The 13,949-nt window shown below is 71.6% G+C and carries 12 protein-coding genes; 6 read left to right on the top strand and 6 right to left on the bottom strand.

What is annotated here, in order from left to right; all coding sequences use genetic code 11:
• Positions 1-19 precede the first annotated feature (19 nt).
• Both ACZ5U5_RS14800 and ACZ5U5_RS14805 read left to right on the top strand, forming a co-directional pair.
• Complete coding sequence (locus ACZ5U5_RS14800) at positions 20-997, top strand: ATP-binding cassette domain-containing protein (protein WP_469020969.1); 978 nt, start codon at positions 20-22, stop codon at positions 995-997.
• A complete protein-coding gene (locus ACZ5U5_RS14805) occupies positions 994-1,785 on the top strand; it encodes an ABC transporter permease (protein ID WP_469020971.1) in 792 nt (263 codons plus the stop codon). The genes ACZ5U5_RS14800 and ACZ5U5_RS14805 overlap by 4 nt, the downstream gene beginning before the upstream one ends.
• On the opposite strand, the gene ACZ5U5_RS14810 is transcribed toward ACZ5U5_RS14805, so the two are convergent.
• Both ACZ5U5_RS14810 and ACZ5U5_RS14815 read right to left on the bottom strand, forming a co-directional pair.
• The gene (locus ACZ5U5_RS14810) at positions 1,706-4,945 is read right to left on the bottom strand and encodes an ATP-binding protein (RefSeq protein WP_469020974.1); all 3,240 of its coding nucleotides are present in this window, start codon (positions 4,943-4,945) and stop codon (positions 1,706-1,708) included. The genes ACZ5U5_RS14805 and ACZ5U5_RS14810 overlap by 80 nt on opposite strands.
• Positions 4,946-5,246: 301 nt before the next feature.
• On the bottom strand, positions 5,247-6,470 hold the full coding sequence (locus ACZ5U5_RS14815; protein ID WP_469020976.1) for an erythromycin esterase family protein: 1,224 nt from the start codon (positions 6,468-6,470) through the stop codon (positions 5,247-5,249).
• A 58-nt stretch (positions 6,471-6,528) separates the two neighbouring features.
• On the opposite strand from ACZ5U5_RS14815, the gene ACZ5U5_RS14820 reads away from it, so the two are divergent.
• From ACZ5U5_RS14820 to ACZ5U5_RS14830, 3 genes are all read left to right on the top strand, one after another.
• Positions 6,529-7,248 carry a TioE family transcriptional regulator gene (locus ACZ5U5_RS14820; protein ID WP_469020979.1) on the top strand — a complete coding sequence of 240 codons (720 nt, stop codon included), beginning with the start codon at positions 6,529-6,531 and terminating at the stop codon, positions 7,246-7,248.
• 191 nt (positions 7,249-7,439) lie between these two features.
• Positions 7,440-8,423, top strand: a complete 984-nt coding sequence (gene ppk2, locus ACZ5U5_RS14825) for a polyphosphate kinase 2 (protein ID WP_469020982.1) — start codon at positions 7,440-7,442, stop codon at positions 8,421-8,423.
• Between the two features lie 24 nt (positions 8,424-8,447).
• Positions 8,448-9,203, top strand: coding sequence for a PIG-L family deacetylase (locus ACZ5U5_RS14830; protein WP_469022415.1), 756 nt, complete (start codon positions 8,448-8,450; stop codon positions 9,201-9,203).
• A 34-nt stretch (positions 9,204-9,237) separates the two neighbouring features.
• Here the strand turns inward: ACZ5U5_RS14830 and ACZ5U5_RS14835 are convergent, their stop codons facing one another.
• Positions 9,238-10,092 (bottom strand): alpha/beta fold hydrolase, encoded by an 855-nt coding sequence (locus ACZ5U5_RS14835; RefSeq protein ID WP_469020985.1) that lies wholly within the window; start codon positions 10,090-10,092, stop codon positions 9,238-9,240.
• A 150-nt stretch (positions 10,093-10,242) separates the two neighbouring features.
• On the opposite strand from ACZ5U5_RS14835, the gene ACZ5U5_RS14840 reads away from it, so the two are divergent.
• Entirely contained in the window at positions 10,243-10,587 is a 345-nt protein-coding gene (locus tag ACZ5U5_RS14840; RefSeq protein WP_469020988.1) for a VOC family protein, read from the top strand.
• A 13-nt stretch (positions 10,588-10,600) separates the two neighbouring features.
• On the opposite strand, the gene ACZ5U5_RS14845 is transcribed toward ACZ5U5_RS14840, so the two are convergent.
• From ACZ5U5_RS14845 to ACZ5U5_RS14855, 3 genes are all read right to left on the bottom strand, one after another.
• The gene (locus tag ACZ5U5_RS14845; RefSeq protein WP_469020991.1) at positions 10,601-12,142 is read right to left on the bottom strand and encodes a hypothetical protein; all 1,542 of its coding nucleotides are present in this window, start codon (positions 12,140-12,142) and stop codon (positions 10,601-10,603) included.
• Positions 12,142-13,323, bottom strand: a complete 1,182-nt coding sequence (locus tag ACZ5U5_RS14850) for an FAD-dependent monooxygenase (RefSeq protein WP_469020993.1) — start codon at positions 13,321-13,323, stop codon at positions 12,142-12,144. Before ACZ5U5_RS14850 ends, ACZ5U5_RS14845 begins: the two co-directional genes overlap by 1 nt.
• Before the next feature lie 170 nt (positions 13,324-13,493).
• Entirely contained in the window at positions 13,494-13,913 is a 420-nt protein-coding gene (locus tag ACZ5U5_RS14855; protein ID WP_469020997.1) for a VOC family protein, read from the bottom strand.
• Between the last annotated feature and the right edge of the window lie 36 nt (positions 13,914-13,949).

Below are 13,949 nucleotides of genomic sequence, written 5' to 3' on the forward strand. Positions count from 1 at the left end.
GTGCCGCAACCTCTGCGGCATGACGACAACGACGACATCGTCCCCACTCGCCATCGCGGCCACGGGGATGCGCAAGGCCTATGGGGACAAGACGGTCCTGGACGGCATCGATCTGACGGTGCCGGCCGGCACCGTCTTCTCCCTCCTCGGCCCGAACGGCGCGGGCAAGACCACCGCCGTGAAGATCCTCTCCACGCTCATCACCGCCGACTCCGGTGACCTGCGGGTCGGCGGCCACGACCTGGCCGCCGACCCGCAGGCGGTGCGTGCCGCGATCGGTGTCACCGGACAGTTCTCCGCGGTGGACGGACTGATCACCGGCGAGGAGAACATGCTCCTCATGGCCGACCTGCACCACCTGTCGCGGGGCGAGGGCCGGCGGGTCGCCGCCGAACTCCTGGAGCGCCTCGATCTCACCGAGGCGGCGAAGAAGCCCGCCTCCACCTACTCCGGCGGCATGAGGCGGCGCCTGGACATCGCCATGACCCTGGTGGGCGGGCCCAGGATCATCTTTCTCGACGAGCCCACCACCGGGCTCGACCCCCGCTCCCGCCACAACATGTGGGCCATCATCCGCGGGCTGGTCGCGGGCGGCGTGACGGTCTTCCTCACCACCCAGTATCTGGAAGAAGCCGATGAACTGGCCGACCGCATCGCGGTGTTGAGCGATGGGAGGATCGCCGCCGAGGGCAGCTCCGACGAGCTCAAGCGGCTCATTCCGGGCGGCCATGTGCGGCTGCGGTTCACGGACCCGACCGCCTACCGGTTCGCCGCCCTCGCCCTGCACGACGTGACCGGCGACGACCGGGCGCTGACGCTGCAACTCCCCAGCGACGGCAGCCAGCGCGAGCTGCGCGCCGTCCTCGACCGGCTGGACGCGGTCGGCGTAGAGGCCGACGAACTGACCGTGCACACACCGGACCTGGACGACGTCTTCTTCGCCCTCACCGCCGACCGTGCCGACGCCCCCCACCAGGCCATGGAGTCCGCCCGATGAGCTCTCTCCCCCTTGCCGTACGCGACTCGACCACGATGCTGCGCCGCAACCTCCTGCACGCCAGGCGCTACCCCTCGCTCACCCTGAACATCCTGCTGACACCGATCGTCCTGCTGCTGCTCTTCGTCTACGTCTTCGGCGAAACGATGAGCGCGGGCATCGGCGGCAGCGGCACCGACCGCGCGGACTACGTCGCCTATCTCGTCCCGGGCATCCTGCTGATGACCCTCGGAGCTACCCCGGCGGGAACGGCGGTGTCCGTCTCGATGGACATGACCGAAGGGATCATCGCCCGCTTCCGCACGATGGCCATCCACCGCGGCTCGGTGCTCGTCGGACACGTCGTCGGCAGCGTGTTGCAGGCCCTGCTCAGCGTGCTGCTCGTGGGTGCCGTCGCCGTGGCCATCGGTTTCAGGTCGGTCGACGCCACGGTCCTGGAGTGGCTCGCGGCGTTCGGACTGCTCGCTCTCGTCGCGCTGGCGTTCACCTGGATCGCGGTCGGGATGGGGATGGCGAGTCCGAATGCCGAGGCGGCCAGCAACAACGCGCTGCCGTTGATGATCCTGCCGCTCATCTCCAGCGCCTTCGTGCCGGTCGAGTCGATGCCGGACTGGTTCCAGCCGATCGCCGAACATCAGCCGTTCACCCCGGCCATCGAGACCCTGCGGGGTCTGCTCCTCGGCAGCGAGATCGGCGACAGCGGTTGGATCACGATCGCCTGGTGCCTGGGCCTTGCCGCGCTCGGCTACCGCTGGTCGACGGCGTTGTTCCACCGCGACCCGAAGTAAGCCCACGAACCGCCTCCCACAGCTGGTCCCGCTCCAGGGCGGCGTACCGCGACACCGCGTCGGCGTACGCCACCCGGTCCGCGCCCTCGGCCGCCTGCCGGGCGCGGGCCGCCGACATCGTCGGCTGGAACTCGCGCAGCACCCGCAGCCGTTCGGCCAGCGCGATCATCCGTACGGCGACGGCCATGTCGACGGTGTCACCGGAGGCGAGCGCGGCCATGCCGAGCGCGTGCAGCACGGTCCCGAACACGGGCAGCTCCAAGGGCGAGCGGGGCGGCCCGTCGAGCAATGTCCGCAGCCGCTGCCACAGCCGGTCGACCGGCTCCGCGACCAGATCGAGCCGGCCGGCGTGCGCGTGTGCCGTCACCGCAGCGGACTGGATCTGCAGCGCCCACGGGTCGAGCCACGGATCGCCGCCGTGGATCGAGCCAGCCTCGTGCATCCGCTCCACGGCGCCGCGCCACAGGCCAAGGCCGGCCTCGGTGTGGCCGCGGGCGAGGGCGATCTCGGCACGGCCGCCGAGGGCGGGGCTGTAGAAGTCGTCGTCGCGCGGGGTGGTGACACCCTCGGTCTGCCGCAGCCAGTACTCGGCTTCGTCGGGGTCGCCTAGTTGCAGGCAGGCGAGGACCAGGGCCGAGCGGATGCCGATGTGGTCGAGCTCGTCACCGAGCCGCGGCAGCGCCCGCAGAGCCGCCCTGAGGTGCTCGTGGGCGGTCTCGCCGTGTCCCGTCCGCAAGGACAGTTCGCTCAGCCGGGAATGGCCCATGAGCTGCAGGGGCGGCTGGTCGACCGGAGCCAGCGCGCGGATCATCCGGTGGGCCGAGGCGAGTGCGCGGTCGATGTCGTGCTCGTACTCCCAGACGTAGGTGGCCACGCACTCGGCGATCCCGGCGACCAGGGGCTGCTCGTCGGCGCAGAGTGCGCGCAGCACGGCGTAGTCGGGCGGGCGCATTTCGGGGAGAGCGCTCAGGACCGCCGCGGTGGCGCGCGGCAGGGTGTCAGGCGGGGCCGCGGGGAGCCGACGCAGGGTGACGAGCTGGCGGATGCCGTGCGGTCCGTAGTTCATGAACAGGCCGCCCGCACACAACACCGCAGCTGTGCGCGCGACTTCGACGTAGGCGGGCCCGGGGTAGTAGTGCGAAAGCGGTGGGCCGGTGTCGGCGGCGAGGGTGGCCAGGCGAGGGTAGTTGGAGTCGGTGGACCACAGGGCGGCGAGTACGGCGGTCAGGGTGGCGATGGTGGGGGAGTCCGCGCGGGCCAGGGCGTGCCGCAGGGCCGGCACGAGGTTGTCCTGCTCGGCCCTGATCCGCTCCCGGGCATCGATGGGGCCGCCCCGGGGGTGGTGTATCCGGGAGCCGGGGGACGGTTCCGGTCCGAAGAGCGCATCGTGGGCCCCGACCCCGAAGTCCCGTGCCCAGGCGAGGAATCGGGCCACCGCCTCGTCCTCCTCGCCGGCCTGTGTACGGCGGGCCGCGCTGAACTCCCGTACGGCCTCCAGCATCCGGAAGCGCACACCGGCCGGGGTGTCGACAACGATGAGCAGCGATTGTGCGGCCAGTTGATCCAGGAGCAGCAGCGCGTCCTCGCCGAGCACCTGCTCCGCCGCTGCCCCGGAGAAGCCGCCGGGGAAGACCGACAGCATGCGCAGAGCCGCCCTCGCGTCCTGTGTGAGCAGGTTCCAGCTCCATTCCACGACCGCGTGCAGCGTGCGGTGGCGCTCCGGGGTGTCCCGCGCCCCGCCCCGCAGCAGCGCGAACCGGTCGCCGAGCCTGCGGGCGATCTCCGGCACCGAAAGGACCCGCACCCGCGCGGCCGCGAGTTCCACGGCGAGGGGCAGCCCGTCGAGGTGGCGGCAGAGCCCGGCCACCGCGTCCGGGGGCAGCTCCACCCCCGACCGGGCGGCCCGGGCGCGCTGGGTGAACAGTTCGACCGAGGTGGAGAGATCGAGCTCCGGCAGCGCGTACACCGTCTCGGAGGTGAGGTCCAGCGGGGCCCGGCTGGTGGCGAGCACCCGTAGCTCCTTGGAGGAAGCGACCAGGGCCTGCACGAGGGCGGCGGCGCCCCCGATGACCTGCTCGCAGTTGTCGAGCACCAGCAGGGCGGGCCCGGAGCCGAGCACCCCCAGGATGCCGGACACCGCGTCGCCCGCGGTGTGGCCGCTCACCACGCCGTGCCGGCCCTCGCCCGCGCCCAGCGCGGAGGCCACCTCGGTCGCCACGTCCGCGTCCGCGGTGACGGCGGCGAGCGGCACGAAGTACACCACGCGCTGCGCGGCCCGGCGGCTGACGGCGTGGGCGAGCCGGGTCTTGCCGAGGCCGCCGGGCCCGACGACGGTGACGGCACGGGAGGCGCCCAACAGCCGCTCCACCGCTGCGATGTCCTCGGCACGGCCGAGGAGCGGATTCGGTTCGTGCGGCACACCGTGGCGCACCACCGGCGCCCCGGCGCCCAGCAACTCCCGCTGGACGGCCCTGAGTGCGGGGCCGGGATCGGTGCCGAGCGCCTCACGCAAGTCGCGGCGGTACGCCTCGTAGCGGGTGAGGGCGGCGGCCGGGCCCGCTGTCGCCGCCTGTCCGCGCAGCGCCTCGGCGAGGACTTCCTCGTCGCGCGGATGCTCCGCGGCGGCCACGGCCAGCGGGCCGGCCGCCTCCGCATGCCGTCCGATGCGGGCGAGCGCGAGCGCCTGCGCGCGTACGAGAGCGGCGCGGATGGGGGCGCGTTCGGCGCGCAACGCGGCGACGGCGTCGTCGACGCCGCCCGACCCGCCGTGGGCGCCGTCCCACAGGGCGAGCCCGGCTTCGGCCGCCGCCAGCCCTCCCGCGTGATCCCCGGCCCGGGCCCGCTCCGCGCTCACGGCGGCATGCAGCAGTAGCGCCGAGCTGTCGACCTGGTCCTCGGCGAGGGCGAGCCGGTATCCCGTAGGCGTGCTCGCGATGACGTCGGCGCCCAACTGCGCCCGCGCCCGGGACACAAGAACCTGCAGCGCCTTTCCCGGCCGCTCCGGCAACGCGTCGGGCCACAGCCCCGCCACCAGTCGCTCGACGCCGCAGCCCGCGCGCAGGTCACCCGCGAGGAGCGCGAGCAGACCGCGGAGCCGGGGCGCGGTGACCTCCTGCCCGCGATGCGCGACACGCGGCAGCAGGGTCAGTTCGATGGTCACCCGAGCAGATTAACCAAGGCCTCGTCAGCTCCCCTCGGCCACCGAGGCGTTGTGTGCCCTACGCCACACGATGCGGGGAGAGTCGGTTGGTCATCTGTCTCTGGATAGTCTCCGGCGACGAGGCCGCGATCCCGACCGGCGTCTGCCCGGGGTCGTGCATGGAGCACTGATATGGGCGCACATCGACCACCCCTTTGGAATTCCGGACGGCTGGCAGCCGCTTCACCCACTACTCGCACCGGTAGCTCGGGCGGCTGCTTTCTGAGGTCGGCAGGCAGCCCGGCGTCAACTCCGCCGGGCGTCAGCCGCGTCGGACATCGCCGAGGAACACCAGCCCGTCGGTCCCGGTCAGCTGGGCCGGGTCGAGCGGGGCGTAGCCGAACCAAGGGGATGCGCGGGGCGCGGGCAGGGTGTCGCCGAGGGCGGCGGCCAGACGCGGGGCGTCGATGACGCAGCGGTCCTCCGGGAGTGCGTAGAGGAGTCCTTCGACGGTGTCCGGCGGCGGAGCGTCCACTCCCTGATGCGGGAGCGTGCCGAGAGCCGTGGCCACGAACGCATACCCTTCGCCCTCACCCAGGCGGGAGTTGACCAGTGCGCCCGCGCTCCACCACGCGAGCAGCGGCTGATCCCACATGCGCATCGTGCTCGTGTCCCGCTGGAGATGGCTGTTGTGGGCGTGGACGAGTGTCGGACCCCGCTCGGCGAGCGCGACGAGATTGTGGGCCATCATCTGGTCTCGCAGGCCCACCAGGCGGGCCATGCGGCTCGGTGAGGTGTCGGCCATCCAGTGGTGGTAGCGCAGCAGGCCGGTGGCGGTGCGCCCGTACAGGCGGGCCCGGTCCCAGTCGTCCCGCGAGGTCACCGCGAGCAGGTGCGGGGTCTGTGCGTCGAGCAGGGCCGCGAGATCATCGGCGAGCAGCCGCAGTTCCTTCGCGTCGACCGACTGCCCCACGGACCGGGCCGGGTCCATCATCGCGGCGGGATCGACCCACCGGCCGTCGTCGCCGAGCAGATGGTCAAGGGTCTCGGCGGTGCAGGGCAGCAGGCCTGTGTCCGCCAGGTGGACCGAGAGGTAGTGGTGCAGCGAGGTGAGGGCCTGGCGGGGGCTCGCGGCGTGGGTGATCTCCAGCGGGCCGTCGAAACCGGCGAAGCGGACGTGCTCGGAGGGGGATCGGCCGACGTTGAACGTCCGCGCCCAGCGTACGAGCGCGCGGTTGGCCGCGGAGGCCCCCAACCCCAGGTCGGCGTGGCTGAAGCCGTGCTCCATGACCTCGTCGAGGGTGCCCGTGCCGGAGGTGACGTAGTCGTCCACGAGCAGGCCCGCCATGCAGTCGCTCTCGATCGCGATCGTCCGGTAGCCCTCCTGCTCGACGAGTTGCCGGAAGAGCTCGTTGCGCACTTCGAGCAGAGTCTCCTCGCCGTGGGTGGGCTCGCCGAGGGCGAGCACCTGGGGGCGGGTGCGGAGGAGCCTCATGACACTGGCGGCCTCGACGGCATGAACGGTGTCTTTGATGTCAATAGCCATGCCTTAAACGCTATCGTTGAACACTCGGTTGAAACTTTTCCGCGGTAGAGGCGGGTGCATGGGGCAAAACCTTAAAAGCGGGGAACGGCTGCGGCCGGTCGACCTGGCGCGCGGGCACGGCCTGTCCACGCAGGCGGTCAGGAACTACGAGGACGCCGGCATCCTCCCGGCCGCCGAACGCACACCGCACGGCTACCGCACCTACACCTCGCTGCACGCGCGGGCCCTGCGCGCGTTCCTGGCCCTGGTGCCTGGCCACGGCCACCGGACGGCGACGTCGATCATGCGGGCCGTGAACCAGTGCGCGGTCGATGAGGCGTTCCGCCTTATCGACGAGAGTCATGTGCAGCTCCTTGAGGACCGCCGGACCCTCCAGGCAGTGGAGAGGGCGCTCCAGGACCTGGAGCCCTTGCCGACGTCCGGGACCGGGCCCGAAGGCATGTTCGTCGGGCCGCTCGCCCGAAAGCTCGGGATCCGGCCGGCGACGCTGCGCAAATGGGAGCTGGCCGGTCTGGTGCACCCGCACCGGGACCCACGCACCGGTTACCGCGTGTATGACGAGGCGGACGTACGCGATGCCCGGCTGGTGCACCAACTCAGGCGCGGCGGCTACCTGTTGGAACAGATCGCCCCCCTGATCACCCAAGTGCGGGCCGCCGGTGGCCTGGAACCCCTGGAGGCCGCGCTGAGCGACTGGCGCGACAGGCTGACCACCCGGGGACGAGCCATGCTGACCGGCGCCGCCGAGCTGGAGGCGTACCTCGGCGGGGGAGCGTGAGCGCAACCGCGCCGGACATCGGCGTGCGTGCCGGGGCGTGTCGCGTGGACGCCGACGGGTGTACGACGGGAGGGGGAGCAGTGCCTTCGCCGGCTGGAGGACCTGCTGCGATGTGGAGACAGGGCACTTGTGGGTATACGGCGATTTCAGCGGAGTAGCGATCGTTGCGGGTAGAAAGGTGGCATAGGGCGATGAGAGGAGACGATGTGGCGTCGGACGCGGACGACAAGGACGCGGAGCGTTTGCTGGACGGACTCTCGGTGGATGAGGCCCGCCCGGAGCGCCCGGTGCTGCTCGACGCGGAGGGGGAGCCGCTGCGGACCTGGCAGGAGAACTATCCCTACTCGGTGAAGCTGAGGCGCAAGGAGTACGAGCGCCAGAAGCGGATCCTGCAGATCGAGCTGCTCAAGCTGCAGAGGTCGGTGCGTGAGCAGGGCCGGCGCATCGTGGTCGTGTGCGAGGGGCGTGACGCTGCGGGCAAGGGCGGCACGATCAAGCGTTTCACCGAGCGCCTCAATCCCCGCGGAGCCCGCATCGTGGCGCTGGACAAGCCCACCGAACGCGAAGCGGGACAGTGGTACTTCCAGCGCTACGTCGCACAACTGCCCTCCGCCGGGGAAATCGTCTTCTTCGACCGTTCCTGGTACAACCGGGCAGGCGTCGAGCCGGTCATGGGCTTCTGCACCCCACGCCAGCACGAGGAGTTCCTCGAGCAGGCGCCGCTGTTCGAGAAGATGATCACCGATGACGGCATCATCCTGGTCAAGTTCTGGTTCTCCGTCTCACGCGGGGAGCAACGCACACGCTTCGCGATCCGCCAGGTGGATCCCGTACGTCAGTGGAAGCTCTCGCCCACGGACCTCGCCTCGCTCGATCTGTGGGACGCCTACACCCGCGCCAAGGTGGAGATGTTCCGTGCCACGGACACCGTTCATGCACCGTGGTCGGTGATCAAGTTCAATGACAAGCGCCGGGGGCGTCTCGAAGCGATGCGGCATCTGCTGTTGCGGGTCGACTACGCGTCGATGGACAAAGACGCGGTGGGCGAGGCGGACCCGCTCATCATCGGCCCGGCCGACACACTGCTGGAGGCGGACGAGGACCCGACGGACCTCTCTCCCAGCCGCCTCGCCGACAACGTTCGGGTAGGCCCCGGTCAGCACCCGCACCCGTGAACGCCCGGCCGCCCGACGCGGCCCCTGCTCGGAGTCTTCGCCCACCCGGACGACGAGTCCCTGGTAGCGGGCGGAGTCCTCGCCCGCCACGCAACGGCGGGCGCCCGCACCGCAGTTGTCACGGCGACCTGGGCCGCGGACACGGTGCGAGCCACCGAGCTTGCCCAGGCCCTGCAGATCCTCGGCGCCGGCCCACCGCGACTGCTTGGCTACGCCGACGCGCGCGTACCGCAGTCGGCCCCGGGCGCGGCACGGTTCTGCGACGCGCCGATCGACGATCCGGTGCGGGAACTGGTCGCCCACATAAGGGAGTTCCACCCGCACATCGTGCTCACCCATGACGCCTACGGCGGTCTTACCGGCCACCCGGACCACGTGCACACACACCGGGTGACCCTGCTCGCGTGCCAGGCGGCGGGGCTTGAGCGCCTCTATCCCGACGCGGGTGCTCCCTGGCAGCCGAAGGCCCTGTACGCGGCCACGCATCCGCACTCGGCCGTACGGGAGTGGGGTTCACGCCTGGCCGCGACAGGCAAGGCCACGCGCACCGTGCCGGACGCGTGGGTCACCGCCGCAGTCGACGTCAGGCCGTGGCTGGAGCAGAAGGTGGCCGCGGTGCTGGCGCACCGCACCGAGGTGGAGCGCGGGGCCGCCCCGGGGTTGATCGCGGGCCTTGGGCCAACCGACCGCGAACAACTGCTCTCCACCGAGTGGTACATCCGCCACGAACTGATCCCCGGCCGGGCAACTCAGGCCACGCAGACGGAGCTGATGGCCTGAGCGTCAGGCGGACGCGGCCGTGGCGGACGGACCGTCAGCGCGCCGCGAGGCCCGCGAGCAGCTGAGCGGCCGGCTTCGGGTGGACCAGCCAGCGCAGGTGGCTTCCCTCAAGGGTCTCCACGTCGAAGGGGTTGTCGGGGGTGAGCGCATCGCCCTCGCGGATCAGGCGGTCCTGCATGGCGAGCGGGATGCTGGCGTCGTCGGTCAGGCGCACATAGGTCTTGGGGATACGGCCCCACGTGGCGGCCTGCGTCCGGTCGGCGGGCGTGCCGACATCGAGGTTCTCGTCGGGCTGGAAGGTGTTCAGGAACGTACGGAACTCCTCGTCGGTGAGGTCGACGGCGAAGGCCTGCTTGAGCGCGGCGTACGTCGCCGGGTCGGCCGTCCGGAAGTTGACCCGGAGCAGGCCGAGCTCCGCCGGGTTCCCGACGAGCGCGGGAGCGAAGGCTCCCGGGTCGACACCGGCCATCTCCGGTTGGGCGTAGTAGTCGTTGACATCCAGGTCGACGGGGCACCAGGCGGAGACGTAGGCGATTCGGTCGACCAGGTCGGGCCGGGCGTTGCCGACCGCGGTCAGCGTGATGCCGCCCCTGCTGTGGCCGACGAGGATGGTCGGCCCGTGCTGCTTCGCCCGCTCAAGAACCTCGATGACGCGCGCGGCGTTGTCGGCGAGCGTGACCCCCTTGATGCTCCCGGGTTCCTGCGCGAGCGCTTCAAGGTCCTGCGGTGCCTGGTAGGCCGCGGCGTATGTCGCCTCGAAGCCGTGCCCCGGGAGGTCGACCGCGACCGAACGGTGCCCGAGGAGACCGAGCTCGGCCTGCAGCGGCGCGAACGAGAACGAGTTGGCGAAGGCGCCATGCACAAATACGTATGTCGGCTGATTTTGCATGCCGGTAGCCTCCAACGAAATGATCTTCGGAACAAGGCACGATTTGGATACTTCGTGCCGACGCCCGGCCCGCCGCGGAAGCGTGCGGAGCGGACCCGCCGCGTCCGCGAGGGACCTCCGCGCGGACGCCCGCGTGCATAGCATGGCCTCATGACCGTAGATCTGTTCGCGGGCATTCCCGTCCGCGACTACACGACGGCGGTGGCCTGGTACGAGCGACTGCTCGGCGGGCCGCCGGCCTTCCTGCCCAATGACACCGAGGCGGTGTGGGAACTGGCCGAACACCGTTACGTCTTCATCGAGGTGCGGCCCGAGCACGCCGGGCACGCCTTGCACACCGTGTTCGTCGAGGACTTCGACGCCCGCATCTTCGCGATCGCCGAGCGGGGCCTGAAACCTGACACACGCGAGACGTACGCGAACGGCGTCCGCAAGGCGACCTTCCGCGACTCGGACGGCAACGAGATCGGATTCGGCGGCAGTCCGACGGAGTGAGGGGGACGGGCCGTCAGCTCCCCGGGCCGGTCTCAGATGTCTTGGCGCACAGGTACGGACGCGCCAAGAGCAGCGCTGTGCCGGTCAGCAGGATGCCGAAGTAGACCGGCGCGAGGTGGACGAGATCGGTGTAGTGGATCGAGCCGTGCACCACGACAGCGGGCAGGAAACCCGCGGCCGCCGCCACGGCCAGGCTCCAGAACACCCAGGCCTCGCCGCGCCGCCAGCCCCAGGCGCTGAGCAGCACGATCGCCACCGCCGCGGACATCAGGGCCCCGCCGAAGCCCGCGCGGTCGTGGGCCAGGAACGGCACGAGCCGGGGATTCACGGCTTGAAGGGTGTCCCTGTCTGTGCCCAGGAAGGTCAGGTCGGTCGGGACGAAGACGTCGGTCAGGCCGACCACCGAGATCACCGCCCCGCCGACGAACAGACCCGCACCCGTGAGAATCATCAGCAGCTGGCCGACAAGCGCCCGCCTGCGCTCCGGCTCCGGTCCCTCGGGTGTCTGGCGCCACCGTGGCGCGTGCGGGGTGCGGCGGACCGCGGCGACGAACATCGGGAACAGCACGAGGGCGGTGGCCGTGTGCAGAGGTTCCACGAAGCCGGTGGCCAGGAAGTAGAACAAGGTGGGGAAGCCGATGGCCCCCGAGAGCAGGTACACCTCGCGGGCCCAGGGCCGGCCGCGGCGGATGCCACCCACGGCGAGACCGGTGTAGAGGGCGCCGATGGACACCATCGTCCCGGCCATGGTGATCCGGTCGTGCTGGAGGAAGTGCACGAGGTGGTGGTTGGCGGCGTGCAGTTCGTGCAGCGTCATGCCGAGGTAGTCGCGGTCGTACCAGAGCAGCACCGGGCCCAGCGTGATCGCCGCGGCGCCGAGCCCGGCGCCCGTCATGCCGAGCCCGACGAGCAGCGCCCACCACCAGGCGGGCCAGCGGCGCGGATCGCGGCCCACGTCACGCAGCGCCGGAGCGGATGTGGTGGGCGTGGCGGCTTCGGTGACCCGCGCGAACCAGCCGGGTCCGGCGGCCACGAGCACCGCCGGGCGGGCGAGTACGACGGTGGCCGGCTCTTCGAGCGCCGTCGCCGCCGCAGACACCGACGGGTCGCACACGTGGATGACGTGCGGGTCGTCGCCGCCGGTGAACCCGTCGACGTGCGGCCTGAGGGCGGCCTCGACCTCCGGGGCGCAGGCCCCGACGACCACCGGGATCGAGCGGCCCGCGGCGGCATCGCGCACGGTCGCCACATCGGCCGCCGAGACGGGAGCCACCTCGACGACACCGGCCCCCAGCGGGGCCATGGCGCGGACCGTGTCGCGCGCGAGTGAGGGCGGCACGGATATGCCCAGACGGACGGTCACGGGCACACCGGCGATCTCGCCCGCGAGCCGCCGCGGTGGATGGCGGTGGCCGAACCCCCGGGCGATCAGCCGCGCACCGGCGGGCCGTGAGCCGACCGAGGCCAGGATGCGCAGGGCGGTCCGCTGCGAACGCCGCAGTCCCAGGACGGCGGCTGCCGCGCCACGCAGCGGCTGATAGGTCCAGTCCGGCATCAGTGTCTCTCGTTCCCCGTCGCGTTCGCCTGTTCACCGGGCGGGGTCCAGCCGAGAACCGGCGTCATGGAACGCAGCGTCACCCGCGTCGGCATCAGCCGGGCGGCCGTGTCCCGCAGCAACACGGCCGGCGGCCAGGACAGCTGGCCCAGGGTGCCGAGCCGGGCGGAGCGGCGCGTGATGGCCTTGGTGCGCGGGCGACGCAGCCGGTCGTACGCGCGAAGGGCTGCGGCCACCTCCGAGGTGGCGTCGAGGCAGTGGGCCAACGTGACCGCGTCCTCCAGGGCCTGGCACGCGCCTTGCCCCAGGTTCGGGGTCATGGCGTGCGCCGCGTCGCCGAGGAGCGCGACCCGGCCGCGGGCGAAGGAGGGCAGCGGCGGCAGGTCGTACAGGTCGTGGCGCAGCACCGCGTCCGCGGGGACGGCGGCCAGGAGGGCGGGGATGGGGTCGGGCCACGCCCCGAACCGGCGCAGCAACTCCTCGTACTCGGACGTGTCCGCGGTCGTTCCCGCGGGCAGCGAAGCGGTCGCGAAGCAGTACATCCGCCCGCCCGGCAACGCCGTGTAGCCGAACCTCTCCCCGCGACCCCAGGTCGCCGCGCCCTCGGCGGGCGGCTCGGCCAGGGGCTCGGTGACCATGCGCCAGGCGGAGTACCCGGCGTAGCGCGGACCGGCCGCATAGGGCCAGAGCGCACCACGGACCGCGCTGCGCAGCCCGTCGGCGCCGATGACGAGGTCGGGCCGGGACTCGCCGCCGGGGTGCTCGACGACCGGGCCGTGGCCGTCGTCGCGGACCGAGGACACCTCACTGGCCGACCGCAGACTGTCGGCGGGCAACGCCTCCGTCAGCGCCCGCAGCAAGTCCGCACGGTGCAGGACCACCAGGGGGTGGCCGAAGCGCCGGGCCAGCTCCGCGTTGTCCGTACGGGAAAGCCAGCGGCCCCGGCGGTCGCGTACGCCGCCGGTGGCCTCGACGGCGCCGAGTGCCCGGACGGTGTCAGCAAGGCCGAGGACGTCGAGCGCGCGCAGCGCGTTCGGCCACAGGGAGATGCCGGCGCCGATCTCGGTGAACTGCGGGGCACGCTCGAGCACTTCGACGCGCCAACCGCGGCGGTGCAGGGCGATGGCAGCGGCGAGGCCGCCGATCCCGCCGCCGACGATGGTCGCGGCGCGCTGCGGCATGGTTCGTCCTTGCTCTGGGTTCGGGGGCGCCACCCCCGGTCATGGGCCATAGGCCCTACGCAAGTCCGCCCGAGCAGCGCCCTATAGCAACATGTCGACAGAGACCTGTCAACGTGATGATAAGCGGGACCGACCAGCTCCGACACGCCCGCGGTCTGCGGACCAGCCCGTCAGTGCGTCGGCGTCGGCTGGTCCGTGCGGGACCGATGGGCGCGCACGTCCACGGGCCGCCCGTCGGGGTCTTGAGCCGTCACCGTCCACTGCGCAGGCAGCGTCACGATGTGTCCGACAGTCCACCCGGCACCCAGAATCCGCTCGCGAACCTCACACAACTGCTCATGAGTTCCCACACGCAGCCCCCAACCCGCCTGGCCCAGGGGGTCAAGACCGGTGGTGGGGGCGGCCGCGGTCTCGACGATCATCAAGTGATCGTTTCCACCGACATCGAGGACCGCGATCCGAGGATCAGATGAGGTCGCCGCACGCTCGAAAGCGAGCGTGGCTCCGAGCAATTCCGTGTAGTACGACACGAGTTGATCCAGGGCGGTCGTGGGCAGGGTCAGGTGGTTGATTCCAAGGAGACGGGGCATCGTCGGGCAACTGTAGTGCGTGCCCGGGGCATCAGA

This window comes from Streptomyces sp. NPDC033177 (genome assembly GCF_055577715.1).